The organism is Streptomyces sp. NPDC043853, assembly GCF_056436025.1.
Window position 1 is genome coordinate 45,844 of sequence record NZ_JBWKDJ010000019.1, and the last position, 26,727, is coordinate 72,570.

Annotated in this window: 25 protein-coding genes; 10 read left to right on the top strand and 15 right to left on the bottom strand. The window is 73.2% G+C overall.

The features are described from left to right. Positions 1–68 precede the first annotated feature (68 nt). The gene (locus AC067U_RS33985) at positions 69–2,678 is read left to right on the top strand and encodes an ATP-binding protein (protein WP_478833690.1); all 2,610 of its coding nucleotides are present in this window, start codon (positions 69–71) and stop codon (positions 2,676–2,678) included. Positions 2,679–3,512: 834 nt separating this feature from the next. Here AC067U_RS33985 and nucS read toward each other — a convergent pair. Then, the gene (gene nucS, locus AC067U_RS33990; protein WP_478833691.1) at positions 3,513–4,184 is read right to left on the bottom strand and encodes an endonuclease NucS; all 672 of its coding nucleotides are present in this window, start codon (positions 4,182–4,184) and stop codon (positions 3,513–3,515) included. A 232-nt stretch (positions 4,185–4,416) separates the two neighbouring features. Here nucS and AC067U_RS33995 point away from each other — a divergent pair, with 232 nt between their 5' ends. After that, positions 4,417–4,809, top strand: coding sequence for an SCO5389 family protein (locus tag AC067U_RS33995; RefSeq protein WP_150207310.1), 393 nt, complete (start codon positions 4,417–4,419; stop codon positions 4,807–4,809). A 176-nt stretch (positions 4,810–4,985) separates the two neighbouring features. Here the strand turns inward: AC067U_RS33995 and AC067U_RS34000 are convergent, their stop codons facing one another. After that, positions 4,986–6,017 carry an LLM class flavin-dependent oxidoreductase gene (locus AC067U_RS34000; RefSeq protein ID WP_478833692.1) on the bottom strand — a complete coding sequence of 344 codons (1,032 nt, stop codon included), beginning with the start codon at positions 6,015–6,017 and terminating at the stop codon, positions 4,986–4,988. Between the two features lie 236 nt (positions 6,018–6,253). Between AC067U_RS34000 and AC067U_RS34005 the strand changes: the two genes are divergently transcribed. Next, a complete protein-coding gene (locus AC067U_RS34005) occupies positions 6,254–6,580 on the top strand; it encodes an ATP/GTP-binding protein (protein ID WP_478833693.1) in 327 nt (108 codons plus the stop codon). A 47-nt stretch (positions 6,581–6,627) separates the two neighbouring features. On the opposite strand, the gene AC067U_RS34010 is transcribed toward AC067U_RS34005, so the two are convergent. From AC067U_RS34010 to mce, 7 genes are all read right to left on the bottom strand, one after another. After that, complete coding sequence (locus AC067U_RS34010; protein ID WP_478833694.1) at positions 6,628–7,548, bottom strand: ABC transporter permease; 921 nt, start codon at positions 7,546–7,548, stop codon at positions 6,628–6,630. Next, positions 7,545–8,714, bottom strand: a complete 1,170-nt coding sequence (locus tag AC067U_RS34015) for an ABC transporter ATP-binding protein (protein ID WP_478833695.1) — start codon at positions 8,712–8,714, stop codon at positions 7,545–7,547. The genes AC067U_RS34010 and AC067U_RS34015 overlap by 4 nt, the downstream gene beginning before the upstream one ends. A 140-nt stretch (positions 8,715–8,854) precedes the next feature. Then, on the bottom strand, positions 8,855–9,610 hold the full coding sequence (locus tag AC067U_RS34020; protein ID WP_478833696.1) for an ABC transporter permease: 756 nt from the start codon (positions 9,608–9,610) through the stop codon (positions 8,855–8,857). A gap of 2 nt (positions 9,611–9,612) precedes the next feature. Then, positions 9,613–10,632: an ABC transporter ATP-binding protein gene (locus AC067U_RS34025; RefSeq protein ID WP_478833697.1), complete on the bottom strand. Its 1,020-nt coding sequence runs from the start codon at positions 10,630–10,632 to the stop codon at positions 9,613–9,615. A gap of 136 nt (positions 10,633–10,768) precedes the next feature. Further along, positions 10,769–11,707: a cellulose-binding protein gene (locus tag AC067U_RS34030; protein ID WP_478833698.1), complete on the bottom strand. Its 939-nt coding sequence runs from the start codon at positions 11,705–11,707 to the stop codon at positions 10,769–10,771. 195 nt (positions 11,708–11,902) lie between these two features. After that, positions 11,903–16,492, bottom strand: a complete 4,590-nt coding sequence (gene scy / locus AC067U_RS34035) for a polarized growth protein Scy (RefSeq protein WP_478833768.1) — start codon at positions 16,490–16,492, stop codon at positions 11,903–11,905. 185 nt (positions 16,493–16,677) lie between these two features. Continuing rightward, the gene (gene mce, locus AC067U_RS34040) at positions 16,678–17,124 is read right to left on the bottom strand and encodes a methylmalonyl-CoA epimerase (protein WP_478833699.1); all 447 of its coding nucleotides are present in this window, start codon (positions 17,122–17,124) and stop codon (positions 16,678–16,680) included. Positions 17,125–17,260: 136 nt separating this feature from the next. Here mce and AC067U_RS34045 point away from each other — a divergent pair, with 136 nt between their 5' ends. From AC067U_RS34045 to AC067U_RS34055, 3 genes are all read left to right on the top strand, one after another. Continuing rightward, positions 17,261–18,463 (top strand): acetyl-CoA C-acetyltransferase, encoded by a 1,203-nt coding sequence (locus AC067U_RS34045; protein ID WP_478833700.1) that lies wholly within the window; start codon positions 17,261–17,263, stop codon positions 18,461–18,463. A gap of 49 nt (positions 18,464–18,512) precedes the next feature. Then, positions 18,513–19,472 (top strand): methylmalonyl Co-A mutase-associated GTPase MeaB, encoded by a 960-nt coding sequence (gene meaB / locus AC067U_RS34050; protein ID WP_478833701.1) that lies wholly within the window; start codon positions 18,513–18,515, stop codon positions 19,470–19,472. Between the two features lie 183 nt (positions 19,473–19,655). Beyond that, a complete protein-coding gene (locus tag AC067U_RS34055; protein WP_478833769.1) occupies positions 19,656–19,730 on the top strand; it encodes a 50S ribosomal protein bL37 in 75 nt (24 codons plus the stop codon). A gap of 70 nt (positions 19,731–19,800) precedes the next feature. On the opposite strand, the gene AC067U_RS34060 is transcribed toward AC067U_RS34055, so the two are convergent. From AC067U_RS34060 to AC067U_RS34075, 4 genes are all read right to left on the bottom strand, one after another. Beyond that, positions 19,801–20,277, bottom strand: a complete 477-nt coding sequence (locus AC067U_RS34060; protein WP_478833770.1) for a MarR family winged helix-turn-helix transcriptional regulator — start codon at positions 20,275–20,277, stop codon at positions 19,801–19,803. 63 nt (positions 20,278–20,340) lie between these two features. After that, complete coding sequence (locus tag AC067U_RS34065; protein ID WP_478833771.1) at positions 20,341–21,150, bottom strand: AIM24 family protein; 810 nt, start codon at positions 21,148–21,150, stop codon at positions 20,341–20,343. Positions 21,151–21,251: 101 nt separating this feature from the next. After that, complete coding sequence (locus AC067U_RS34070; RefSeq protein WP_478833702.1) at positions 21,252–21,902, bottom strand: AIM24 family protein; 651 nt, start codon at positions 21,900–21,902, stop codon at positions 21,252–21,254. Then, positions 21,902–22,540, bottom strand: coding sequence for an AIM24 family protein (locus AC067U_RS34075; protein WP_478833703.1), 639 nt, complete (start codon positions 22,538–22,540; stop codon positions 21,902–21,904). Before AC067U_RS34075 ends, AC067U_RS34070 begins: the two co-directional genes overlap by 1 nt. A 205-nt stretch (positions 22,541–22,745) precedes the next feature. Here AC067U_RS34075 and AC067U_RS34080 point away from each other — a divergent pair, with 205 nt between their 5' ends. The 4 genes from AC067U_RS34080 (at position 22,746) to AC067U_RS34095 (ending at position 24,499) form a co-directional block, all read left to right on the top strand. Continuing rightward, positions 22,746–23,105, top strand: coding sequence for a DUF3817 domain-containing protein (locus tag AC067U_RS34080; RefSeq protein ID WP_478833704.1), 360 nt, complete (start codon positions 22,746–22,748; stop codon positions 23,103–23,105). Further along, positions 23,102–23,398, top strand: a complete 297-nt coding sequence (locus AC067U_RS34085; RefSeq protein ID WP_125816333.1) for an MTH1187 family thiamine-binding protein — start codon at positions 23,102–23,104, stop codon at positions 23,396–23,398. Before AC067U_RS34080 ends, AC067U_RS34085 begins: the two co-directional genes overlap by 4 nt. A gap of 103 nt (positions 23,399–23,501) precedes the next feature. After that, complete coding sequence (locus AC067U_RS34090) at positions 23,502–24,071, top strand: type II toxin-antitoxin system VapB family antitoxin (protein WP_478833705.1); 570 nt, start codon at positions 23,502–23,504, stop codon at positions 24,069–24,071. Continuing rightward, positions 24,068–24,499, top strand: a complete 432-nt coding sequence (locus AC067U_RS34095) for a PIN domain-containing protein (RefSeq protein WP_478833706.1) — start codon at positions 24,068–24,070, stop codon at positions 24,497–24,499. The genes AC067U_RS34090 and AC067U_RS34095 overlap by 4 nt, the downstream gene beginning before the upstream one ends. Before the next feature lie 92 nt (positions 24,500–24,591). Here AC067U_RS34095 and AC067U_RS34100 read toward each other — a convergent pair whose 3' ends face one another. Together AC067U_RS34100 and AC067U_RS34105 are read right to left on the bottom strand one after the other, a co-directional pair. Continuing rightward, positions 24,592–25,620, bottom strand: coding sequence for a glycoside hydrolase family 6 protein (locus tag AC067U_RS34100; RefSeq protein WP_478833707.1), 1,029 nt, complete (start codon positions 25,618–25,620; stop codon positions 24,592–24,594). Positions 25,621–25,708: 88 nt separating this feature from the next. Then, positions 25,709–26,710, bottom strand: a complete 1,002-nt coding sequence (locus AC067U_RS34105) for an ArsR/SmtB family transcription factor (protein ID WP_478833708.1) — start codon at positions 26,708–26,710, stop codon at positions 25,709–25,711. Positions 26,711–26,727: the final 17 nt, after the last annotated feature.

Here is a 26,727-nt window from a genome sequence, read left to right on the forward strand (position 1 = left end):
CTGCGGTTCCGGCCGTCGTGGCCACCGTTTAGGTTTGGGCCCGCACGATGGGATCGGGGGGCAGGGTCATGGACCGCACACAGGGGCACGGTGGCTCGGAGCCGGAGGTTCCGACGGGAGCACCGGCCGGCGGCGCGGGGGGATCCGCGACCGGCCCGGCCCGGGTCGTCACGCTGACGGCCGGCCCGTTCACCCTGACCGTCAACCCCGTGGACGGCAGCGAGATCGAACCGCGCCGCCCCGGCCGGGACACCGCCGCGGAGGCCGGCCGCCCCGCCCGTCGCGGCGCCGCCGCCCGCGCCTCCCTCGCCGCCGCCGCACTGCCCGCCGTACCGCCCGGCCCCGGTCTGCCCGCCCTCCCCGTGCTGGAGCGCGAGGAGGAGCGGGAGCGGCTCGTACGGCTGCTCGGGCGTGGCCGCTCCGTACGGCTCACCGGACCCTCCGGATCCGGCCGCACCACCCTCCTCGACGCGGTCGCCGAGGACTGCGCCGCACTCGCACCGGACGGGGTCGTACGCCTCTCCGGGCACCGGCACACCACCGGCGAGCTCCTGCACGCCCTCTACACCACGGTGTACGACGCGGACCTGCGGCGGCCCGACCGGGACGAACTCCTCACCGGCGTACGGGAGATCGGCGCCATCGTGCTCGTCGACGACCTGGACCTCGGCGGCCCGGCCCTCGACGAACTGCTGCGCGCCACCCCGGAATGCGCCTACCTGCTGGCCGCCACCCCCGACACCCCGGCGCCCTCCGAGGACGCCCACCTGGAGGAGGTCGCCCTCGGCGGGCTCACCCGGGCCGGCTGCACGGAACTCCTGGAGACGGCGCTCGGGCGGGCCCTGACCGAGGAGGAGACCGCCTGGGCCGGGGACCTGCGGTTCGCCTCGGAGGGGCTGCCCCTGCGGTTCGTCCAGGCGGCGGCGCTGCTGCGGCAGCGCGACGAACTCAACCGGCGGGTCGCGGAGTCCGAGGAGGAAGGCGCCGACGAGCCGGGCGTCTTCGAGGAGCGCCCGCGCGACGCGGCACCGGTTCCGGCACCGACCCTGGCGGAAGGCGCCGCTCCCGCCGAGCTGCTGGCCGCCCGGGCCGGCGAGGCCGCGAAGGCGGCCCTCCGCCTCGCCTGCGCACTGGGCGGCGAGATGCCGCACCACGCACACCTGCCGGCCCTCGTCGGGGACACCCACGCGGATCTGGCCGTCGGCGAACTCCTGGCCTGCGGCCTGCTGACCGCCGCCGGGCCCCGGTACCGGCTGGCGGCCGGCGTGGCGCGCCAGCTGGCCGACGTCGGCTGGGAGCCGACCGAAGAGGCGCGTACGGCGGCCCGCCACTACGCCTGGTGGACCGGGCACGCCTCGGTCACCCCCGAGCGGGTGGCGGCGGAGACGGACGCGGTACTGGCGGCACTCGCGGGCGCGGACGTGGTCGCGGGCGTGATGCTGGCGCGCACCGCCGCACCCGCCTTCGCGGCATCGCTGCAGTGGGGTGCCTGGGAGCGGGTGCTGCGGGCCGGCGCGGAGGCCGCGCGGACGGCCGGCGAGGTCGCCGAACAGGCTTACTTCCACCACGAGTTGGGCGTGCTCGCGCTGTGCGGGGGCCGGCTGGACCGGGCCCGGGCGGAACTGGAGGCGTCGATCGGGCTGCGCGGCGCACTGGCGGACAAGCGCGGGACCGTCGCGGGGCGGCGCGCGCTGGCGCTGGTCGCGGACCGGGAACGGGCCGCGGCGGACGTACCGGCGGTCGCCTCGCCCCCGCTGCGGCTGGAGGCGCCGCAGGGCGGGATGCCCGCCACCGGCGCGGCCGGCCCTTCGGGCGCACCGGCCCTGCCCCGCGGGGCCGCGGGGACGCCCGCGCTGCCCCTTCGGGGCGGCGGGACGGCGCGGCCGGGCTCGGCTCCCGGCGGACCTTCGGCCGCTGCCCCCGCGGCGTCCGTCCGGCCCGCCGCGGCCGCTGCTGCCGCCGCCGGAGCGCCCGCGGCCGCCGCGGCCGCCGCGCACCTGGCCGCCGCGGGCGGCTCGGAGGCGGCCACGCAGGTCGTGCCGCTGCTGTCGGGGGCGGCGCCGGTTGCGTCGGCGGCCCGGCCGGCGTTTCCCGAGACGGTGCCGACCACGCGGGCCGCGGCCTTCGAGGACGACGTCCACCTCGGCCCGGCGCCCGCGGGGCAGCGACCGAAGCAGAACCGCCGGGACCCGGTGGTGCTGGCCGGCGCGGCCGTCCTGGTGGTGGCCCTGCTCGGCACCGGCATCAGCCTGGTGCTGACCTCGGGCGACGGTTCGGCACCGGGCGTGCAGCCGAAGTTCGGGACGGCTACCTCGGTCGACCCCAAGAACAGCTGGAACGATCCTGCGCCGGAGCCTTCGGAGGAGGTGGCGGGGACCTCGCGGCCGCCGTCGTCCGGCAGCGCGTCGCCGTCCGGTACGGCCACGTCCAGCGCGTCGCCGGGGGCGAGTGCCTCGGTCTCGGTGTCGCCCTCGACGTCGGGGAGCGCGAGCAGGACCCCCTCGGGCCGGCCGTCGTCCTCGCCGCCGGTGTCCTCGCCGGTCTCGTCGCCGCCCGCGACTTCGGCTGCGCCTACTTCTGCAGCGCCGACCTCGACTTCGCCGGCGTCTCCGACGGCTACGCCGTCGAGCTCGTCGTCCGCGAGCGGTCAGTCGCCTGCGGCGAGCCAGTCCTCCTGACGGCGCGTTCCCCGCGGGCGTGACTCCGGCCCCGCCCCCTCCTGGGCTCCGCCCCGGGCCCCTCGCGGGGCTGCGCCCCGGGGCCCCTTGCGGGGCTGCGCCCGGGGCCCCTTGCGGGGCTGCGCCCGGGGCCCCTTGCGGGGCTGCGCCCCGGGCCCCTTGCGGGGCTGCGCCCCGGGCCCCTTGCGGGGCTGCGCCCCGGGCCCCTTGCGGGGCTGCGCCCCGGGCCCCTTGCGGGGCTGCGCCCCAGGCAGGGTTTCCGGGTCTGGGCCCGCTCCTGGAGGCCGGCTTCGGGTGGGACGGGTTCCAGCCGCACGCGGCGGTGTCCCGGTGTGCCCACCCTCCCCCAAGCTCTCGACTTCGCTCGAGCAGGGGGGACCCCCATCGCCCTGCGGGACGCCTGCCCACACCGCGGTAGTTCGGCTGCCCGCGCCGTTCGGCTTCTGTCACGACCTTGCCGGAGGCCGGGGTGTGGCGGGAGGGGGTCGGGGGTGGAGGGTGGGGGTGTCCGGGACACTCAAGCGTGATTTGTGGCGCGCCCCCCGCCCGACAACCGGACTCCGCGCAACGCGCCGTAAATCATGCCGTCCCGGATGCCCCCACCCGGAGCCCTCGGCCCCCGCACCCGAAGCCGCCCCAACCCCGGCCCGCCGGGCAGTCATCGCGCCCGGACCCGAAGCCGCCCGAGCCCCGGCACGGCCCGGCCGGGCAGTCATGGCGCCCGGACCCGGAGCCGCCCGAGCACGGCCCGCCGGGCAGTCATCGCCCCCGGACCCGGAGCCGCCCGAGGCCGGACCCGGAGCTGTCCGAGGCCGGGCCGGTCGGAGGCGGGCCTCAGAACAGGCGGAGTTTGTCGTCCTCGATGCCGCGCATGGCGTCGTAGTCCAGGACCACACAGTCCATGCCGCGGTCGGTGGCGAGCACGCGAGCCTGCGGCTTGATCTCCTGGGCCGCGAAGACGCCGCGGACCGGCGCCAGGTGCGGGTCCCGGTTCAGCAGTTCCAGGTAGCGGGTGAGCTGCTCCACGCCGTCGATCTCACCGCGCCGCTTGATCTCGACCGCCACCGTGCCCCCGTCGGCGTCCCGGCACAGGATGTCCACCGGCCCGATCGCCGTCATGTACTCGCGGCGGATCAGCGTGTAGCCCTCGCCCAGGGTCTCGATGCGGTCCGCCAGCAGCTCCTGGAGGTGGGCCTCGACGCCGTCCTTGATCAGTCCGGGGTCCACGCCCAGCTCGTGCGAGGAGTCGTGGAGGACTTCCTCCATGGTGATGATGAGCTTCTCGCCCGCCTTGTTGACGACCGTCCAGACGCCTTCGTCGTCCCCCGTCCCCTCCTTGAGGGTGCATGGCGGGGACATCCAGTTGAGCGGTTTGTACGCCCGGTCGTCCGCGTGGATCGAGACACTGCCGTCGGCCTTCACGAGGATCAGACGGGGTGCGGAGGGCAGATGGGCGGTGAGCCGGCCCGCGTAGTCGACGGAGCAGCGGGCAATGACGAGACGCATGGTCGGCAACGCTACTCGACGGAGCCGCCCTCACGCGATTCGCCCCCGAAAGCCCCGTTCGCGGATGGCGCGTTGTATGCGCATTCTCCTGGTGCGGTCCCCATGGGACGCCTACCGTGGTGAGCAGGAGGTTGCCGAACGCGCACACTTCGTCGCCGCGCGTCGCGGCGCCTCCTTCCCTGCCCGTAAGACTCCGGTCACCGAAACGGCCGGGGTCGCGAGAGGAGAACCCATGTCGCTCGACGTCTCACCGGCCCTACTCGAACAGGCCGAGCGAGGCGAGGTCGACGAAGCCGCTTTCGTCGACTGCGTCCGGACCTCCCTGCCCTTCGCATGGGAGATGATCAGCTCGCTGGTGGCCCAGCTGAAGGTGGACGGCGGAGAGTTCGCCGACAACCAGACGCCGCCGCCGGACGAGCAGGCGCGTGGCCAGCTGCTGCGTGCGCTCGCGAGTGACGCGATACGCGGTGCGCTGCAGCGGCACTTCGGAGTGCGGCTCGCCTTCCAGAACTGCCACCGGGTCGCGGTGTTCCCCCTGGACGCCTCGGCCGATGACCGGCTGGCCAAGTTCACGTCGATCCGCGGTCAGCTGCTGAACCAGTCCCCGGAGCTCCGGGACTGCTGAGCCCGGCCGGCCGGCTGCCCCACCTGCCCGTCTCCATCCCGAACATCCCGATCAACCAGATCATCCCGATCAATCAGATCGAACCGATCCACCCGAACGATTCGCAGGCTCTTCGCTGCCGCTCCGCACCCGGAGCGGCAGCCTCCGCCGCCATGTCGCCGTGGCCCCGCCCGCCGTCAGATCAGGCGGGGAAGGACCTCGGCGCCCAGCCGCCGTACGTTCTCCTCGGTCGCCGCGAGGTCGCCCGAGCCCTCGGCCAGCAGCGCGAACCGGCTGATCCCGGTGCGCTCGGCGGTGGCCGCCAGCCGGTCCGCGGCGAGTTCCACCGTCCCGACCGGGTGCAGGTCGCAGAGCAGTTCCGTGTACGCGACCGGGTCCCGCATCGAGCGGTGCCGCCCGTCCACGGTCACATGGGCGTCGAGTCCCTGTTTCAGCCAGTCCGGCATCGCCTTCAGCAGCGTCTCCCGGGCGTCCGCCGTCCGGTCCGCCAGCTGGCAGACACCTGCCGAGACATGGCCCGCCGCCCGGACGGTGTCGGGGGAGTGGCCCGCGGCGAGCGCCGTCTCCCGCCACAGGGCGACCATCGCCGCCTTGTCCTCGTCCCCGCAGTGCATGCCCAGCAGCATCGGGAGTCCGCGTTCGGCGGCGGCCCGTACCGAGGTGGGCGAGGTGCAGGCGAGGATCAGTTCCGGTCCTGTTCCGTCACCGTCCAGCGCCTCCGCCGGCCGCGGTACGACGGCCACCTCGCGGAAGGCGTACCGCTCGCCGACCGCCCCGACCCGGGACTCACCGAGCCAGCGTCGCAGCAGGTCGAGGGCCTCCGGGAACTCCCGCTCGTACGCCGCCAGGCCGCCGCCGAACACCTCCAGGTCCACCCAGGGACCGCCCCGGCCCACCCCGAGGGTGAACCGGCCGCCCGAGGTCAGGTGCAGCAGGGCGGCCTGTTCGCCGAGCGCCACCGGGTGGGTGTTCGGCAGCACGCTCACCGCCGTGCCGACCCGGAGCCGTCTGGTCCGGCCGAGCAGCTGCGCGGCCAGGGTCACCGCCGACGGGCACACCCCGTACGGGACGAAGTGGTGCTCGGCGACCCAGACCGAGTCCAGCCCGGCCTCCTCCGCCACCTCCGCGGTGCGCACCGCCCGGTGCAGCGCCTCCCCCTGTCCCTGGCCCGGAAACTGGGCCGCCAGTACAAACGCTCCTACGCGCATCGCCTTCTGCCTCCTCGCGGCTGACGCGGCTCCCCCCTCCCTGGCAACAACGTCTGACACGTGCCAAAGGCACGGCCTGACAGGAAAGTTATTGAGATTTTCGGCCCAGCTCGGTTCGGCGCGGCCGGGCCCCTTCCCGCTGCGGGATCCGCTCCCTGAACACCCTGCGGGTACCCCGACTCGCTCCGCGTAGTCTGGTGGAAAGTCCCTTCCGTCCGCTGCTTCGTGAGGTATACGTGTCACCGCGCCACAACCGCCCCAGGGGTGGAGAGAACCCGGCCGAAGGCCCTCGGACCCCTCCCGGCCGCTTCGGCCTGGAGAGCACCGAGGAGTGGATGGGCGAGGACTGGAAGGTGCGGCACGTCGCGGGAGCGAGCACGGTGGGCAAGCGCTACCGCTGCCCCGGCTGCGACCAGGAGATCCCCTCCGGCACCCCGCACCTGGTGGCCTGGCCCGAGTACGGCGGTGTGGACGACCGCCGGCACTGGCACAAGGCCTGCTGGAACGCGAAGGACCGCCGCACCACCAAGGTGCAGCGGTCCAGGAACGCGCCCAGGCACTGAGGGATCCGTCGGGCCGGACGGGCCCGCGGACTCCGCATCGCCCTCGGTCAGACGTCGCGGCGGCCGACCACCGCGTACGAGGCGGCCACCGTGGCCGCCGTGACCAGGCCGAGCACGAGCAGCTGGGCGAGGTCGCCCGGGATGGACATCTCGCCCGTGTCCGCGTTGTCCCCGTTCGCGCCGAACAGCTGGATCAGGGCCAGCGGAGAGCTGTAGCCGATCAGCAGCGCGCCGAAGTCCGCGGTCGCCTCCCACACGCCGAGCATCGAGCCCAGCACCGGAGGTACGGTCACCAGCCCCAGCATCAGGGCGATACCGCCCGCCGAGTGCCGCACCAGGGCACCGACCGCGAGCGCCAGCACCCCGAGCAGGGTGACGTACAGGCTGCCGCCCAGCGCTCCCGACCACTCGGAGGCGGAGTGCACCCCGGCCCCGCGGCCGGAGTGCACCAGGGCGGCGGCGATGCCGACGAGGAAGACCGAGGCCGCCACCACGGCGAAGGCGACCGTGCTGAAGACGATGTACTTCGCGGTCAGCACCCGGTTCCGGTCCGGGGCGGCGGTCAGTGTGGTGCGGATCAGCCCGGTGCCGTACTCGGAGGTGATGGCCAGCACCCCCAGCACGATCACCGACACCTGCCCGACCATCAGGCCGAACATGGCCGGGCCGGTGAACGGCATCTGCGCGTAGTCAGCGGATCCGGTCTGCGTCACCGCGAGTCCGCCGATGCCGGTCACCACCAGCACCAGCGAGCCGAGGGTGAACAGGGTCGAGCGCACCGAGACCAGCTTGGTCCACTCCGAGGCCACGGCGTGCGCGAGGCTGGGCCGCGGGGCGGGCAGCGGCGAGGTGTACGCGGTGGCCGTACCGCCGGCCGTGGTCGTGCCGGCCGGGCCCATGGGGGGGGTGGCCGGGGTGGCGGCCGGGCCCATGGCCGGGGCGTTCGCAGGGCCGGTGGTGCCGGTCATCGGGCCTCCTCCGGGTCGTTCGCGGCGTGGTTCGCGGCGTGGTTCGCGTGGGCGTCCCCGTGGTCCGGGGACTCGCCCGCCAGCTCCGCCGGGGTGCGGGGCATCAGGAAGGGCCGGCTGCCGGGGGCGCCCGGCGGCGGGGGAGCGTAGAACCCGGCGGCGGTCTCGACCGCCAGCTCCGCAGAGCTCCCGTCCTCCCAGGGCGGCAGCGCCATCGGGTCGGTCTCGAAGAGCTCGGCCCGGGGGTCGTCGGTGGAGGTGTACTCGACGGAGCTCTGCGTCATCCGCATGTACGCCTCCTCCAGCGAGGCCTTGTGCGGGGACAGCTCCCACAGCCGTACGCCGACCCCGTGCGCGAGGTCGGAGATGCGGGGCAGTTCCAGCCCGGTCACCCGCAGGGCGCCGTCGGGCTCCTGGAGCACCCGGCCGCCCTCCTTGACGAGCAGCTCGCCCAGGGTCTGCCGGTCTCCGGGGCCGGTGCCGGCGACCCGGACCCGAGCGAATCCGGCCGAATTGCGGGCGATGAACTCCTGCACGCCCATGTCGGCCAGCAGCCGTCCGCGGCCGATCACGATCAGGTGGTCTGCGGTGAGGGCCATCTCACTCATCAGGTGCGAGGAGACGAAGACGGTGCGGCCCTCGGCGGCGAGCTGCTTCATGAGGTTGCGGACCCAGTAGATGCCTTCGGGGTCGAGGCCGTTCACCGGTTCGTCGAACAGCAGCACCTCCGGGTCCCCGAGCAGGGCGGCGGCGATGCCCAGCCGCTGGCCCATGCCGAGGGAGAAGCCCTTGGTGCGCTGACGGGCCACGTCCCGCAGGCCGACCACGCCCAGCACCTCGTCCACCCGCTTCTCCGGGATGCCGGAGAGCTGGGCGAGGGAGAGCAGGTGGGTGCGGGCCCGGCGGCCGCCGTGCACGGCCTTCGCGTCGAGCAGCGCCCCGACGCTGCGCTGCGCGTTCGGCAGCTCCCGGAAGGGGTGCCCGTTGATCGTGACGCGGCCGGCGGTGGGCCGGTCCAGGCCGAGGATCATGCGCATGGTGGTGGATTTGCCGGAGCCGTTGGGTCCCAGGAATCCCGTCACGTGACCGGGCCTGACCTGGAAGGACAGCTGGTCGACGGCGGTCTTCGCGCCGAAGCGCTTGGTCAGGCCGACTGCCTCGATCATGCTCTCTGCCTCTTGCCGGTGGGGCGGTTCTCGCCCGAGTAAGACTTAAGAGGATATCGAGTGCCGTTCGGTTCCGTCCCGGGCCGGATCCCTGAGGTAGCCCTGAGCCACCCCTGAGACCGGCCCGGAGCCGGAGCGGTTCAGGCGTCGCGCTTCTTCAGGACCAGCAGTCCTCCGATCACGGCGGCGGCGACCCACAGCACCATGATCCCGAGGCCGCCCCAGGGGCCGTAGGGGGTCTCGGCACTGCCGAAGGCCTCCGGTACGACCAGCATGATCCGCGACCCGGCGTTGCTGGGCAGGTACTGGCCGACGGGCCGGGTGGCCTCGAAGCCCGCGAGGACGTTCGAGAGGATCAGGAAGAACGGGATCAGGATGCTGATGGCGGCGATCGAGCTGCGCAGCATGGCGGCCACGCCCATGCAGAACAGGCCGAGCAGCGCCATGTACAGGCCGGCGCCGACCACGGCGCGCAGGACGTTCTCCTCACCGATGCCGATGCCGGCGTCGCCCAGCAGCGCCTGGGTGAGGAAGAACGACACGAAGCTGGTCAGCATGGCGACGGCCAGGGCCAGGCCCGTCGCCACGGCCATCTTGCCGAGCAGGAAACGGGTGCGGTTCGGTACCGCGGCGAGCGAGGTGCGGATCATGCCCGTGCTGTACTCGGTGCTCACGACCATCACACCGAAGACGATCATCGACAGCTGCCCGAACTGCATCGAGCTGAAGCTCATCGCGGTCGGGTCGAAGCCCTCGATCGACTCCGGGTCGGCCGTGGCGCCGAACAGCGCGGAGAAGCCCACGGTGACGAGGAAGACGAGGGCGAGGGTCCAGCTGGTGGAGGCCACCGTGCGGATCTTGGTCCACTCGGAGCGGAGGACGGCGGAGAAGGCCATGCTCACTCACCGCCCTTCGGCGCGGCCGGGGCGCCGGCGCCCCACGCGGGAACGTCGGCCGGCCGGGCCGGGTTGTCCGCGGCCATACCGGGCGCCGGGATCCCCGGGGCTCCGGGGGCGTGCGCGTGGTATTCGACCGCGTTCGCCGTCATGCGCATGAACGCTTCCTCCAGTGATGCCCGCTGCGGGCTGAGTTCGTGCAGCACGATCCCGTGGCGCGCGGCCAGCTCGCCGATCTGCTCCGCCGTTACCCCGTCGATTTCCAAGGCGCCGTCAACGGGAGTGGGGACGGCGGTGATACCGGCCTCGTGGAAGGCGTCCTTGAGCTCTTCCTGCTGCGGGGAGCGAAGCCGTACGTAGCTCCGCGAGTTCTCGTGGATGAAATCCGTCATCGACGTGTCGGCCAGCAGCTTTCCCTGTCCGATGACGATCAAATGGTCGGCCGTCAGTGCCATTTCGCTCATCAGGTGGGACGAAACGAAGATCGTCCGCCCTTCGGCCGCAAGACCCTTCATGAGATTGCGGATCCAGAGAATTCCCTCCGGGTCCAGGCCGTTGACGGGTTCGTCGAACATGAGGATCTCGGGGTTGCCGAGCAGCGCGGCGGCGATGCCGAGGCGCTGGCCCATGCCCAGGGAGAATCCCTTCGACTTCTTCTTGGCCACGGCCGTCAGTCCGACCAGGTCAAGCACCTCGCCGACCCGGCTCTCCGGGACATTGTTGGACTGGGCGAGGCAGAGCAGGTTGTTGTACGCGCTGCGGCCGCCGTGCATCGCTTTGGCGTCCAGCAGTGCTCCGATGTGCTTCAGCGGCTCCTTGAGGTCCCGGTAGTGCTTGCCGTCGATCCGGACCGTGCCACTGGTCGGGTTGTCGAGGTCGAGCATCATGCGCATGGTCGTGGATTTGCCGGCCCCATTGGGGCCGAGGAAGCCGGTGACCACCCCCGGTTTGACCTGGAAGCTGAGGCTGTTGACGGCAGTCTTGCTGCCGAATCGTTTCGTGAGGCCCTCGAGCTCGATCATGCGCCTGACACTAGAACGGCCGAAGGCCCAACGCCAATGGGAAAGGGGGCGTGGGGCCTTCGGGCACGGGGTGTTCGCTACCGGCGAGTACAGGAGGGGGGTACCAGTCGGGCGCGAGTGGGCTGTTGCCCGTGTGTCAGCGGGTCTGCTGGGCCGGCACGCCGCGGCTGACGGGCTCGTCGTCGATGACCGGGGTGGCGGCGGCGACGGCGGCACCGGTCAGCGTCGCGAGCATCTCGCGGACGTTGGTCAGCTGCGCGTTGATGGAGTCGCGGCGGTTGGTGAGGGCCGCCAGCTCACGCTCCGATTCGCTGCGGATGCGGTCGGCCTTGGCGTTGGCGTCGGCCACGATGTCCTCGGCCTGGCGCTGCGCGGTCTCCACCGTCTGGCGGGCCCGGCGCTCGGCGTCCGTACGCAGCTTCTCGGCCTCCAGGCGCAGCTGCTCGGCCCGGTGCTCGATCTCGGCGAGGCGCTTCTCCGCCTTGGCCTGGCGGGAGGCCAGGTCGCGCTCGGACTGCTCGCGGCGCTTGGCCAGGTTGGTCTCGAAGTCCGCGGCGGCCTGGGCGGCCTTGGCGCGGGTCTCCTCGAAGAGCGCGTCGGCTTCCTCGCGCTTGGACTGGGCGTCCTTGGTGGCCTCGGCGCGCAGCTGCTGCGCGTCGCCCTTGGCCTTCTCGACGATCCGGACGCCCTCGTCCTCGGCCTTGGCCTTGCGCTCGGAAGCGAAGGACTCGGCGTCGTTGCGGACCTGCTGGGCGGCGGACTCGGCCAGCTCGCGGTGCTGCTCGGCCGCGCGGCGGGCCTCCTCGCGCAGGTCCTTCGCCTCCTCCTCGGCGAGCCGCAGGATCTTCTCGACCCGGGCGCCGAGACCGGCGTACGACGGCTCCGCGTCGTTGACCTGGGCCTGGGCGTTCTGCGTTTCGAGGTGCAGCTCCTCGATGCGCTTTTCCAGGGAGTTGATGCGGGACAGGGCGCTGTCACGGTCGGCGACGAGCTTGGTAATGCGGTCGTCCACCTGACCGCGGTCGTAACCACGCCGCACGAGCTCGAAGCCGAAGGGGGAGGAAGTGTCGCTCATGGGGTTCCTGTCGAATGAGACCGATGAGGTGCTACGTGAGGTGTTGAGGGGAATCCTAGGCGCCGGAGCGGCGTGTCATCGAGTCAATCCCAGTTTGATCTGGACAATGACACCCCTTTTGAGTGGCAAGGCGACGGAATGCTTGTCCGCCGTTCGCCTGAAGTCCCATCAGGAGCACACCTCAGTGTCAGTTCGCTACCCCTCTGACGACTTTCCACCCGAACGAGTGGAGCCTGCTGTCGCTCCCGCCTTCACTCCACCGGAGCCCTGGCTGCCGACCGATGACTTTCCGCCACCTGAAGGCGCCTCGAATGATTCCAACGCCTCAAGCACATCCTGGACACGGGAGATCTCCGCCTGAATGTCCTCGCGGCGGCGGACAAGAACGTCGAGTTCCCGCCGGCCCTCCTCGACCAGGCGTTCGGCCTCGGCCTTGGCCCGCTCCAGGACGTCCTCGGCCTCCCGCGACAGGTCGGCCTTCTTCTGCTCGGCTTCCTTCAGCAGCTGTTCGGCCTTGCGCACCGCGGCGATGCGCACCTTCGAGGCCTCGCTGCTGGCGTCCGAAACCAGCTCCTTGGCCTTCGCCTCGGCTTCGGCGCTCTGCTCGGTGGCGGCCTTCACCAGCTTGTCGACCCGCTCGCCGGCCGACTTCATCTGCTCCGCCGTCTCCCGGCGGGCCCGCTCGTGGAGCTCCTCCACCTCGGACTCGACCCGGCCGCGCAGCTCCTCCGCCCGCTCCCTTATGGCGGCCGCGTCCGTGCGCGCGCCGACCAGCAGCTCGTCGGCGTCCGTCCGGGCCTTCTCCACCGTCAGGTTGCCCTCGACAGTGGCCTCCGAGGTGATCCGGGCCGCTTCCTTGCGGGCCGCGTCCACCATGGCGTCCGCCTGCTCCTCGGCCGCGGTGGTCGCGGCGAGCGCCTGCTTCTGCGCCTCGGCGGCGAGCTTTTCCGCCTCGGCGGCCGTCTCCGAGATGAGCCGGTCGACCTGCTCGGCGGCCTCGGTACGGCGCTTGTTCGCCGCCTCCCGGGCGTCGTCGAGCAGCCGCTCGGACTCCTCGCGGGCCTCGTTGCGGGTCCGCTCGGCGTCGGCGGCGGCCTCCGCCTTGACCCGCTCGGCCTCCGACCGGGTGCGGGTGGCGTGCTCCTGCGCCGAGGACAGCGCCTCGGACGCCTCGGCGCGCAGCCGCTCCGCCTCCGCGGCGGCCTCGCCGACGGTGCGCTCGTTGTCCTTGCGGGTGAGCTCGGTGAGCTTCTCCGCCTCCGAGGCGGCCTCGGCGATGAGCCGGTCGGCCTGCTCGGCGGCCTCGGTGCGCAGCCGGTTGCCCTCGGCCCGCGCCTCGTCCAGGGTCTGCTCGGACTCCCGCTCGGCGGCGGAGAGCGTCTCCGCGGCCGCGGCGGTGACCCGCTCGGCCTCGGCGGTGGCCTCGCCGATGATCCGGCCGCCCTCGGTGCGGGCGTCGTCCAGGATCCGCTCGGCGACGGCCTTGAGGGCCTCGGCCCGCTCGGTCGCCTCGCCGACCGTACGGTCGTTGGCCGCGCGGGTCTCGGCGATCAGGCGCTCGCCCTCGGCGCGCGCCTCGTCCAGCGTGCGCGCGCCGTCCCGCTCGGCGCCGGAGAGGGTCTCGGCCGCCTTCGCGGTGAGCGCCTCGGCCTCCGTGCGGGCACCCGCCAGGAGCGCGGCCGCCTCGGTGGTGAGCCGCTCGGCCTCCGCCGCGGCCTCGCCGACCGTGGCCTCGTTGGCGCTGCGGGTCTCCTCGACCAGCCGCTCCGCCTCCGTGGCGGCCTCGGTGATGAGCCGGTCGGCCTGCTCGGCGGCCTCGGTGCGCAGCCGGTTGGCCTCCGCGCGTGCCTCGTCCAGGGTGCCGGCGGCCTCGGTCCGGGTGGCCTCGGCGGCCTCCCGGGCCTCGGCGGTGATCCGCTCCGCCTCGGCGGCGGCCTCGCCGACCGTGTCCTCGTTGGCGGTACGAGTCTCCTCGATCAGGCGCTCCGCCTCAGCGGTCGCCTCGGCGGTGATCCGCAGGCCCTCCGCGCGGGACTCCTCCAGGGAGACGGCGGCGTCGCTGCGGATGCGGTTGGCGTCCTCCCGGGCGTCCGCCCGGGTCCGGGCCGCGTCCCGCTCGGCCGCGGCCAGCGCGTCCGTGGCCTCGGTACGGACCCGCTGCGCGTACTCGGCGGTGTCGGTGCGCAGCTGCTCGGCCTCGGCGATGGCGTCCGCGACGGTGCGCTCGGCCAGCGCCTTCGCCGCGTCCGTCTCCGTCTTCGCCTCGGTGCGGATCCGGGCGGCGTCCTCGCCGGCCCGCTCCCGCTCCGCGTGGGCGTCGGCGCGGAGCCGGTCCGCCTCCTCCTGCGCCTCGGTCCGGGTGCGTTCGGCCGCGTGCTCGGCGGCGCTGCGCAGCCCGGTGATCTCCTCGTCGGCCTCCTCGCGCAGCCCGGCCACGGACTCCCGCACCTCGCGGGCGGTGGTCTCCGCGGCCGCCACCAGCTCGGCCGCCCGCCGGTCCGCCTCCTCGACCAGCCGGGTCGCCTCGGCCTGCGCCTCCTCGGTGCGCTTGCGGGCCGCCGCGAGGAGCTCCTCGCTCTGCTCGCGGGCCTGGGCGCGCTCGCTGTCGGCCTCGTCGCGGGCACCGGCCAGGGTCTCCTCGGCCTCCCGGCGGCGGCGCGCGGCCTCGTCCTGCGCGGCGGCGAGGGCCTCGGCGGCCTCCTCGGCGACGCGCTCGGCCGCCGCCTTCGCCTCGGCGCGCAGCCGGTCCGCGGTGTCCTGGGCCTCGGCCCGGACCCGCTCGGCCTCGGCCTCGGCCTCACCGGTCAGCCGTACGGCGACCTGCTCGGCCTCCGCCCGGACCCGGCCGGCGTCCTCCGCGGCGTCGGTGCGCAGCTGGTCGGCCTCGGCCTCGGACTGGGTCTGCAGGGCGCGGATCCGCTCGGCCGACTCCGCCCGCAGCCGGTCGGACTCCTCGGTGGTCTCGCGGCGGAGGGTCTCGGCGGCGGCGCGGGCGTCCCGCAGGGTCTGCTCGGCCGTGGTCAGCCGCGCCTCGGCCTCCTGCTGCAGCCGGGCCAGTTCGGTGCCGGCCTCGGCACGGCGGGCGGCCAGGGCCCGGTCCGCCTCCTCGCGCCGCTCGCGCAGCGCGGTGTCGGTCTCCGTGCGGAGCGCCTCGGCGGCCTCCTCGGCCTCGGTACGCAGCCGCTCGGCCTCGGCCCGGGTGCGCTCCAGGGTCTCCTCGGCCTGGGCGCGCAGGGTCTGGGCCCGCTCGATGGCCTCCGCGCGGACCCGTTCGCTCTCGGCGCCCGCGCCGCGGCGCAGCTCGTCGGCGTCCGCCTTGGCCTTGCTGAGCAGCTCCTCGGCGGTCTTGGCCGCCTCCTCGATCTGGACCACTGCCTCGCGGCGGGCCTCGCCGCGGATCCGCTCGCCCTCGGCGACGGCCTCGGCGCGCAGCTGCTCGGCCTCGCCGCGCAGCCGTCGTGCCTCCTCCTGGAGTTCGACGGTCTTGGCCCGGTACTCGGCGGTGTCGTCCTTGGCGGCGCCCTTGAGCTGCTCGGCGCTGTCGGCGGCCTGCGCGTGCAGCCGCTCGGCCTCGGCCTCCGCCTCGCGGCGGATCCGCTCGGCCTCCTCGGAGGCGGCGCGGGTGGTCGCCCTGGCGTCCTCGGAGGCCTTGTTGAGTACGTCCTCGGCGGTCCGGGCGGCCTTGGCGAGCTGCGCGGCGGTGTCCTCGGCAGCGGCCGTACGGGCCTGCTCGCCGGCCTCGGTGCGCAGCCGCTCGGCCTGGGCGCGGGCGTCGGCGAGCGCCTGCTCGGCCTCCGCCTTGAGCGCCTCGGCCTCCTTGGTGGCCTCGGCGACCAGCCGGGCGACCTGCTCCTTGGCGGTGCGGGTGCGCTGCTCGTTGACGGACTCGGCGGAGGCCACCTGCTTGGTGGCCGCTTCCTTGGCGTCGGCGAGCAGCTTCTCGGCCTCGGCGCGGGCCTCGCGGAGCGTGCCCTCGGCCTCCTGGACCCGCTGGTCGGCGACCCGGCCCAGGTCCAGGGTCTGCTGCCGGGTCTGCTCGGACTCGGCGCTGGCGGCCGAGCGCAGCCGCTCGGCGTGCTCGGTGGCCTCCTGGGCCTGCGAGGAGGCGGCGGACAGCAGCCGCTCGGCCTCCTTGCGGGCGCGCAGCAGGGTGGCCTCGGCCTCGGCGCGGCCGGCCTCGGAGGCCTCGGCGAGCCGGCGCCGGGTCTCCTCGGCGACCCGGGCGGCCTCGGCGCGGGCCGTGTTCAGGGCCTGCTCGGCCTCGGCGCGGGACTCCTCCATGAGCCGGCGCGCCTGGGACTCCGTACGGGCCCGCAGCTGCTCGGCCCAGGCCACGTTCTCGTTGACGTGCGCCTCGACGGTCTGCCGGCGCTCGTTGAGCTCCTGGTCCAGACGCTGGCGGCGGTTGACGGCCTCGGTGTGCAGTTCGGCCTGCAGGCGGGCCTGGTGCTCGGCGTGCTCCTGCAGGATCCGCTGGGTCTGGGCCCGGGCCTCGCGCATCTCGCGCTCGGCGTCGGAACGCATCTGGTCGGCCTGGAGCTGCGCCTCGCGCAGCATCTGTTCGGCCTGGTAGCCGATGTCCTGGCCGTGGTAGGCGGGGCGGGACGCGAGAGCGCGACGCACCTCGTGGAGCTTGGCCCGCAGCACCTCGACCTGGTAGCCCAGGTCCTCGGCGTGCTGGACGGCCTTCTCACGCTCCTTCTTCAGCCGCTCCATCTCGGCCTCGAAGCGCGAGAGATGGTCGGCCTCGGCCTGATGGCTCTCCTGGCGTTCGTAGCCCCGCACGGCGCGGTCCCATCCGTCCCCTGGTCGCAAGCTCACTCCCAAATGAGCACCGTCCGCCCGCTGAACGGCGCCCCCGGGGAAATATGGTGTCAGATGCCGGGGCAGGGGTCACAGCACCCGACCCCCTCCGCACCGAACCCCGGCCGAGCCAACGGCCACTCTACCGGCCGGGGATACGGCCGAGGTCAGTGCTCCGGGTGCTCGGACCCCTCCGGCCGGGAAGTGACCAGCTCGGTGAGGACTCCGTGGCAGTCCTTGGGGTGCAGGAAGGTGATCTTCGAACCCATGGAACCGATGCGGGGCTCGTCGTAGAGGACCCGGACGCCCTTGCCGCGGATGGCCTCGGAGTCGGCGGTGACGTCCTCGGTGCCGAAGGCGATGTGGTGGACGCCCTCACCGTTCTTGGCCAGCCACTTCGCGACCGTGGAGTCCTCCCGGGTCGGCTCCAGGAGCTGGATGTAGGAGGCGCCGCCGTCCGAGGTGCCGTTGATCCTGAGCATGGCCTCGCGAACGCCCTGCTCCTCGTTCACCTCGGAGTGGAACACCTCGAAGCCGTACGTGGCACGGTAGAACTCGACGGTCTTGTCGAGGTCGAAGCAGGCGATCCCGATGTGGTCGATTCTTGTCAGCATGGGTCCAGTGCACTGCCACGGGGCCCGGTTACGCAACGTGCGCGCGATCACACCGACGGCCCGGTGACGCTGACCGGTACCGCTCAGTACATTCGTGTGAACCCTCGTTCACTCCTCATCCAAGGGGCTGTGCCTCATGTCCGGAACGAACCACACCACTTCAGTGATCGTCGCTGGGGCCCGCACGCCCATGGGGCGGCTGCTGGGCTCGCTGAAGTCCTTCTCGGGTGCCGACCTCGGCGGTTTCGCCATCAAGTCCGCACTGGACCGGGCCGGGATCTCCGGTGACCAGGTGCAGTACGTGATCATGGGCCAGGTGCTGCAGGCCGGCGCCGGCCAGATCCCCGCCCGCCAGGCCGCGGTCAAGGCCGGGATCCCCATGAACGTGCCCGCGCTGACCATCAACAAGGTGTGCCTCTCGGGCCTGGACGCGATCGCGCTGGCCGACCAGCTGATCCGCGCCGGAGAGTTCGACATCGTGGTCGCCGGCGGCCAGGAGTCCATGACCAACGCCCCGCACCTGCTGCCCAAGACCCGCGAGGGCTACAAGTACGGCGCCGTGGAGATGCTCGACGCGATGGCCTACGACGGCCTGACCGACTCCTTCGAGGGCATCGCGATGGGCGAGTCCACGGAGAAGCACAACGCCCGCCTCGGCATCGAGCGCGCCCCGCAGGACGAGTTCGCGGCGCTCTCGCACCAGCGTGCGGCGGCCGCGCAGAAGAACGGGATCTTCGAGGCCGAGATCACCCCGGTCGAGATCCCGCAGCGCAAGGGCGACCCGGTGGTCTTCTCCACCGACGAGGGCATCCGCCCGGAGACCACGGCGGAGTCCCTGGGCAAGCTGCGCCCGGCCTTCGCCAAGGACGGCACGATCACCGCAGGCACCTCCTCGCAGATCTCCGACGGCGCCGCCGCGGTGGTCGTGATGAGCAAGGCCAAGGCCGAGGAGCTGGGCCTGGAGTGGATCGCCGAGATCGGCGCCCACGGCAACGTGGCCGGCCCGGACAACTCGCTGCAGTCCCAGCCGTCGAACGCGATCGCCCACGCCCTGAAGAAGGAGGGCCTGGAGGTCGCCGACCTGGACCTGATCGAGATCAACGAGGCGTTCGCGGCCGTCGCGGTCCAGTCAATGAAGGACCTGGGCGTGACCCCGGAAAAGGTGAACGTCAACGGTGGCGCGATCGCCCTGGGACACCCCATCGGCATGTCCGGCGCCCGGGTGGTCCTGCACCTGGCGCTGGAGCTGAAGCGGCGTGGCGGCGGAGTCGGCGCGGCCGCCCTGTGCGGCGGCGGCGGGCAGGGCGACGCGCTGATCGTGCGGGTGCCCGCGTCCTGACCCCCTTGCGGTACCCGAAAGCGAACGCGAACCGAGGAGCGCAGCACGTATGACGGTGGACGTCCCCCAGCTGGTGGAACAGGCCCGTGAGGGGAGGCCGAGGGCGGTCGCCCGGCTGATCTCACTGGTGGAGGGGGCGTCCCCGCAGCTCCGCGAGGTGATGGCGGCCCTGGCCCCGCTCACCGGCGGGGCGTACGTGGTGGGCCTCACGGGCTCGCCGGGCGTCGGCAAGTCCACCTCGACCTCGGCGCTGGTGACCGCGTACCGCCGCGCCGGGAAGCGGGTCGGGGTGCTGGCGGTGGACCCGTCCTCGCCGTTCTCGGGCGGGGCGCTGCTCGGCGACCGGGTCCGGATGTCCGACCACGCCTCGGACCCGGGCGTGTACATCCGCTCGATGGCCACCCGCGGCCACCTGGGCGGCCTGTCCTGGGCCGCGCCGCAGGCGATCCGGGTGCTGGACGCGGCGGGCTGCGACGTGATCCTGGTCGAGACGGTGGGCGTGGGCCAGTCCGAGGTCGAGATCGCCGCCCAGGCGGACACCTGCGTGGTGCTGCTGGCGCCCGGCATGGGCGACGGGATCCAGGCCGCCAAGGCGGGCATCCTGGAGATCGGCGACGTCTACGTGGTCAACAAGGCGGACCGGGACGGCGCGGACGCCACGGCCCGGGAGCTGAACCACATGCTGGGGCTGGGCGAGGCGCGCGGGGCGGGGGACTGGCGGCCGCCGATCATCAAGACGGTCGCGGCCCGCTCGGAGGGCGTCGACGAGGTCGTGGAGGCCCTGGAGAAGCACCGGGCGTGGATGGACGAGCGGGGCGTGCTGGCCGAGCGGCGGGCCGCCCGTGCGGCGCGGGAGATCGAGACGATCGCGATCACGGCGCTGCGGTCGCGGCTGGCGGACGTGCACGGCGACGCGCACCTCGCCGGGCTGGCGACCCGCGTCGCGGCGGGCGAACTGGACCCCTACGCGGCGTCCGACACCCTCCTGGCCACCCTGACCGAGGGCTGAGCGCAGCCCTGCGGGGCGGGCGGGTCCGCTCGGCGGGGGCCGCGCCCACGGCTGCGCTCAGAGGCGGAGCGGGGGTGTGCCGTGTGCACACGCCCTGCGGCACGCCTGTCCACACGGCGGCCCGGCGGCGCTGCGCCTAGACTGGCGTACGCCCGATTTCCCCCGATACGGGAGGCGCGCACCATGTCCAAGCGCGGCAACAAGCGGCGGTCCCGCAAGAAGAACAGCGCCAACCACGGCAAGCGCCCCAACGCCTGAAACCCGGTGCGGGCCGGATCGCCATCGCGATCCGGCCCGCACCGGCCTTTCGGCGCCCCCGGCGGGAGCGTTACGGCTTGCCGCGGTGGCCGCGCAGGTGTTCCGCCACCGGGGCCAGCGAGGCGTGCAGGGCGGTCAGGGCCTCCGGCGTGAGCAGGTCGATGAAGTGCTCGCGGACGGACGCCACGTGGTGCGGCGCGACCTTCCGCATCGTCTCCATGCCCTCGTCCGTCAGCACCGCGTAAAGGCCCCGCCGGTCGGACTCGCAGTTCACCCGCCGGACCAGGCCCGCCGTCTCCATGCGGGTGATCTGGTGGGACAGCCGGCTCTTGGACTGCAGCGTCGCGGTCGCGAGGTCGCTCATCCGCATCCGGTGTTCCTCGGCCTCCGAGAGGTTCACGAGGATCTCGTAGTCGTTGTTGGTGAGTCCGAAGGGCTGGAGATCCTTTTCCAGCTGGTGCATCAGCAGCCTGCTGACGTCCAGGTGGGTGCGCCAGGCGCACTGCTCGGCATCGGTCAGCCAGCGCGTGGCCGTCTCGGTCTCCATCGTCTCCATGAAAGAACTCTACCTAAGAAGTTGAATTACGTACAAAAATAGGACGATCCGAGTTCAGAGCCCGAAGCGGCGCTGGAGGTCCCCCAGCTGCCCCGGCATCCGGGGAATGCCGAGCTGCCCCTGCTGACCGTGCCCCTGCCCGCCCTGGGCGTACGGCCCGTGTCCGGGCACGCCCGGCTCGGCGCCGACCGTACCCACCGGCTGCTCCGCCATGAGCATCTCCGTGGACTGCAGCAGGACCGTCCCGGCCCCCACGAACTCGAACTGGTGCTCCTCGCCGGAGGTCCCGCCGATCCCGGCCAGCTGCCGCAGGCCGCCCATCACCCCGGTCATGTAACCGTGGTCGTAGTGGTGGCAGGGCGACGGGCAGTCGGCCCAGCCCACCAAGGCCTGCGGGTCGACCCGCAGCGGCGGCTCCATGAAGACCACCGGACCGTTGGACGCAGCCACGAACTTCCCGGTTCCGATCAGGGTCAGGAATCCCGGGACGATCGACTGCTTGAGGGAGAGCGAGGGCTGGTACGCCAGCAGGTTCCCGGAGCGGATCGTGAGGTTGCCGTCCTCCAGGTCGTAGGAGTTCACGTCGAAGGCCCGGTCGGCGAGCAGCATCTTGCCCTGGCCCTCGGCGACCACCCAGTCGGCGGCGTGCAGCGGCGAGTGGAAACTGGAGCGCAGCAGCCCCTCGAAGCGGCCGTGGCCGATGCCGTTGAACTCGATGCGCCCGTAGTAGGCGATCATCTTGCCCTTCTGCAGGAACCACTGGCTGCCCTTGAGCTCCACGCAGAAGGTGTACGCGTTGACGTTGTCGTCGGAGGGCAGCGCGTACGGGTCGAGGACCGTCGGGCCGGCCGGGCCCGCGGGCATCGGGGCGCCGGGCATCGTCGCGCCCGGCCCGTAGCCGCCCGGTGCGGGGGCGCCGGCTCCGTACCCGCCGGCGCCGTAGCCGTCCATGGGGGGTCCGAACGTCACAGCTTCTCCTCCGATGCCTGTACGTACACCGCGCCCTGGCCGGACAGCTCCAGCTGGAACGCCTCGCCCGAACCGCGGCCCACCATGTCCCGCCAGCCCAGTGCCGTGGACAGCTTGTTGCGCACCTCGCCGTGGTGGGCGACGTAGGCCTGCGGGTCGACGTGGACCGGGCGCTGCGGGGTGATCGGCAGCTCGATGACCCCGCCGTGGGCCATCACGGCCACCGAGCCGTGGCCCTTGAGGGTCGTGGTGAACAGGCCCTGACCGGTGACCTGGCCGCGGACCATGCCCATGACCCCGCCCTGCGAGCCCATGAACATGGTGCCCTGCTGGAGCGTGCCGTCGAAGGCGAGCAGGCGGTCGGCCTCGACGTAGAGGGTCTCGCCCTGGAGGCTGATCACCTGGATGTGGTGGCCGCCGTGGCCGAACATCACGGTGCCGCTGCCCTCGACGGTCATCAGCGGGGTCTGCTCATTGGCCACGCGGCGCCCGATCATGCCCATCACCCCGCCCTGACCGCCGGTCAGGTTCGGCGTGAAGGACACGTCACCGCGGTACGCGAGCATCGCGCCGCGCTGGCTGTAGAGCCGCTGGCCCGGGACCACCTGGGCCTCGATCATCTTCGAGTTGATCTCGCGGAACGGCATCAGACGTCACCGCCGATGGTGTTGCGCTCGCTCGGCTGGACGTACACGAGTCCCTCGCCCTCGAAGCGGATCTGGAACGCCTCTCCGCCGCCCTCGCCCATCAGCGTGCGGAAGGTCACACCCGACTGGAAGTGCTGCTGGAGGTTGCCGGTGTGCGCGATGTACGCGCCCGGGTCGACGGAGAGCGGGTACTGCGCGCTCACCCGCAGGACCACGGCCGGCCCGTCGGACATGATCGCGGCCTGGCCGGTGCCCTCGACGGTGGTCGTGAACAGGCCATTGCCGGTCGCCCCGCCGCGGAGCCCGGTGAAGGTGGTGCCGGTGCGGAGTCCGGCGTCGGTGCACAGCAGGTTGCTGGACTCGACGTAGAGCTTCTCGCCGCGGAGATTGACCAGATTGATCTCACTCGCGCGGTCCGCGAAGAAGCAGGTGCCGTGCCCCTGCACTTCCATCACGGTCATCTGTTCGCCGGTCAGGCGGCGGGTCACCATGCCGCGCAGGCCCTCACCGCCGCCGGTCATCTTCTTGAAGGCCATCTGGCCGTCGTACGCAACCATGGAGCCGTTCTTCGCTTTGACGGCATCCCCGGTCAGGTCGACGGCGAGCACCTTGCTGCCTTGGAGTCGGAACTGAGCCACGGGGAGACGGTATCGGCAGCGGGCGACACCGAACAGGGTCCCCTGGCCGATATACGCCTCGACCGGTCCGGGATCTGTGACCTGAGTGACACCAGGGGCGTGCCGGGGCGGTTCGGGGACGGCCCGCGGACGGCCCCCGGGTCAAGATCGTGCAAAGCGGGTGGGACACTGGTCCGGACACCGGCCGCCCTCCCGAAGGTTCTCCGTGGACATCAAGACCGCCTCCGCCCTGCACCGGCTGCGCCTCATCTCCGTCCCGGAGGCGCTCTCCTTCCCCGCCCTGCTGATCTTCGGCTCGCTGCTGAGCCGGATCTCGGACGTCGACTACCTGATGATGCCGCTCGGCATCATCCACGGCGTGCTGTTCGTCCTCTACGCGCTCTTCCTGCTGGACGTGTGGAACAAGGCCAAGTGGCCGGTGAAGAAGGTCGCGCTGTTCTTCGTCCTCGCGCTGCTGCCGTTCGGCGGCCTGTACGGCGACAAGCTCCTCAAGCGCGAGGAGGCCGACAGCGTGGTGGCGGCCCGGGCGCGCCGGGAGGCCGGCAAGGAAGGCGCGGCCGCGTGATCGTCGCCTTCTCGGTGACCCCGCTCGGGGTCGGTGAAGAGGTCGGCGAGTACGTCGCCGACGCGGTCCGCGTGGTGCGCGAGTCCGGGCTGCCGAACCGCACCGACGCGATGTTCACCACGGTGGAAGGCGAGTGGGACGAGGTCATGGACGTCGTCCGGCGCGCGGTGGCGGCGGTGGAGGAGCGGGCGCCGCGGGTGTCCTTCATCCTCAAGGCCGACATCCGGCCCGGCGTCACCGACGGCATCACCTCTAAGGTCGAGACGGTCGAACGGCACCTCGCCGAAGGCTGATCCGCCGTACGCGCGGCCCCCGGTCCCCCTTCGGGCCGGGGGCTTCGTGCTGCGCCGCGTGGCGCGGCCGGCCGGCCGTACGGAGCCGGGCTACGGTGCGCCCATGGACCTGGACGGGGACTTGGACGTGGACCTCGACGCGCTGGGCCGCGATGCGCTGGCCGCCGAGGTACGCCGGTTGCGCGCGGGCATCCGGGAGCACCGGGACGGCTCCGGGCACGACCTGTGCTGGCACCATCCCCGGCTGTGGGGGCTGTTGCCCGAGCGGGTCGAGCCGGAGGTGGCCGTGCCGCCGTGGCCGAAGTTCCTCCGCGGCTGCGTGCGCTACCGCGAGTCGCTGGACTGCCAGCTGCCGGGCGCGCCGGTGCACGACGAGGAGTACGGGGGACGGGAGCGGTCCCAGGCAGTGCCGGGTGGTGCCGAGCCAGGCGTCGGCGAGCCGGTGAGTGCGACCGACATGGAGGCCAACCCGGAGCTTCTGGCCGATGCCATGCGACTCCTCGGGACCAAGACGAAGAAGGACACCGTCAACACGGCGCTGCGTGAGGTCGTACAGAGACTGAAGCGGCTGGAAGCCCTGGAGAAGATGACCGCTCGGGCGGAGAGCGGGGAACTTGATCCTTCCATCCGCGCCTATGAGACCCGCAAGGCCGCCCAGAGGGGCGGCGCGTGATCGGCGGCTATCTGATCGATGCCTCCGGCATCTGGCGAATCCTGCGCGACTGGGACGTCCGGTCGCGATGGATCGGCCCGATGGAAGCCGGTCTGATCAGGGTGTGCGCACCGACCCGGATCGAGTACCTCTACTCGGCGCAGGGGCCGGCGGACCGCGACGCCATGGAGAACGAGCTGACCACACTCTTCGCGGATGCCTCGGTTCCCGATGATGCGTGGCGCTGGGCGGAGGCAGCTCAGTACAAGTTGCCCCAGAAGGGGCAGCATCGCGGGCCGGGCGCGATGGACCTCGTCATCTGCGCGACTGCGGTCCGCCACGGCCTGACCGTCCTGCATGACGACGCGGACTTTTCGGCCGTTGCCCGGGTGCTTCCAGAGGTTGCAGAGACGAGCATTCTGCGTCTCGATGGGATGCCTGATGCCTGATGCCTGATGCCTGATGCCTGATGCCTGATGCCTGATGCCTGACTGGCCGAGCCGCGGGAGCGTCTCGGTGGCTGGGGGTGGCGGGCGTTCGCTCAGTCCTTGGCGCGGCGGGCCAGGCCCAGGGCGTAGTCCGGCCACCAGGTGCCGGCCGCCGGGCCGCCGCGGCAGGTGCCGTCGGACTCGCCCGGCGGCTTGATCCACAGGTACGCGTCGACCAGCGGGTCGCCCGTGCGGTCGGTGGGCGGTGTGCCGAGGGCGCGGCCGGGCGGGTTGCACGAGGACGCGTCCGGGTCGCCGGGGAGGGGGCCTTCGCCGTTGCGGCCAGTGTCGATGACGAAGTGCCGGCCGCCGGTGGCCTTGGAGAGCGTGGAGCCGTAAGCCCGGGCGGTGGCGTCGGACTGGAAGCCGCCGGTGTTCACGGCGAAGCCGTCGGCGTGCGCCAGGCCGGCCTTCAGGAGGGGGCCGGCCACGGCCTGCGGGCCGGGGAGCCGGGCGGGGTCCCCGGCGTCCAGGTAGACCCGGGTGGCGGGATTCCGCTTGAGCCGCCCGACCGCCTCGGACAGCAGGCGGAGCTGCTCCTCGTGGCGGTCGGGCGGGGTGCAGCCGGTGGCGAGCTGCGCGACGGCGCCGGGTTCGAGGACGACGAGGGCGCGGGTGCGGCCGATGGCGGCGGCGAGGGCCGTGGTCCAGGCCCGATAGGCGCGGGCGTCCCGGGCGCCGCCGGCCGAGCGCCGGCCGCAGTCGCGGTGCGGGAGGTTGTGGGCGGTGACGATCAGGGTCTGTCCGGCCGCCGCGGCGGCGCGGGCGGCCCGGCGGACCTCCGGCCCGGGGTCGCCGCCCGCGGCCTGGAGGGTGGCGGGCCGGTCGGAGATGCGCCGGAGGACCTGGGCGTCCCCGTTGCGGCCCTGCGCCTCCCAGTCGGCGACCTGACGGGCCGCATCGGTGTCCGGGTCGACCCAGAAGGGCGATCCGGCGTCCTCGGCCCCCGCGGCGCCGGACGCGGCCTGTGGGCCGGACCGGGCGGGCTCGGACGAGGTGCAGCCGGCCGTGGCGAGCAGGACGGCGAGGGCCGGGGCAAGGACCGGGGCGAGGAACGCACGGGGGCGGTGACGGCCTGGCATCAGCTTCCTCGGGACGGCTCGGCCGACCGACCGGCCGGGACCCGGACATGACCGGGCCATCCTGACATATCGGGCAGGTGACGGCTGGTCACGACACCGCCGGAGCGCCCCCGGCGGCCAGCGCGGTGCCGAGCGCCGACTGCTCGTACCGCACCTGGCGGCCGTGCCGCTGCCGGGTCAGCAGGCCCGCGCCGTGCAGCGCCGTCAGATGCGCGGACACCGACGAGGGCGCGAGGCCCAGACGGCAGGCGAGGGCGGTGGTGGAGGCGGGTTCCCCCAGGGCGCACAGCACGTCCGCCCGTACCCGGCCCAGCAGTCGTGCCAGTGCGTCCGGAGCCCGTTCCGCGCCCGGGGTCCACAGGGCACCGACGCCCCGCGCCGGATAGACGACGGTCGGCTGCCAGGGCGGATCGAAGCCGCCCACCACGTCCGGCCAGACGAAGACACTCGGCATCAGCACCAGGCCCTGTCCGTCGAGCGCGCGGTCGTAGCGGGTCGCGCGGTCGACGGTCAGGGTGCCGGTGGCCTCGTCCCAGTTCAGGTCCGGGTGCAGGCCGTCGAAGAGGGCGGCCAGCCCGCCGGCGGCCAGGCGGCGGGAGTGGAAGGCGATGTCGGCCTCCAGCAGGGCGCGCAGCCGAGGCCACTCCGGTTCCACCAGGGCCCGCCAGGCCGCTTCGGAGAGGTCGGCCAACTCGTGTACGGCGCGGGCCGGATCGTCGAGCATGGCCCGTCCGGCGGGGCTGTCCAGGGCGCCCGGGGTGCAGGCCAGGGACCGGCGCAGGTCCTCCCGGGCCGTCGCGGGGTCGGTGCGGCGGACCGCCGCCGTCTCCTCCTCGAAGCCGGCCGCCGGACCGGCCGGCGGCGGCCAGAGGAAGTCCGGGTTGTGCCCGCGCACCGGCATCAGCAGCCACAGGGGGCGGAGGTCCAGTCCCCGCGCCGCCTCCCGGACGCGCCGGATCCAGGGCAGGTGGTAGCCGTGCCGCTCGGGGCGGAGCAGCACCCGGACCGCTTCCTGGGTCTCCCAGCGCGGCGAGAGCGCGAAGCGGCAGCGGAGGAGATCGCCGGGACCCAGGCGGTGGAGGTACGGCATGCGCTTAGGGTGACGCG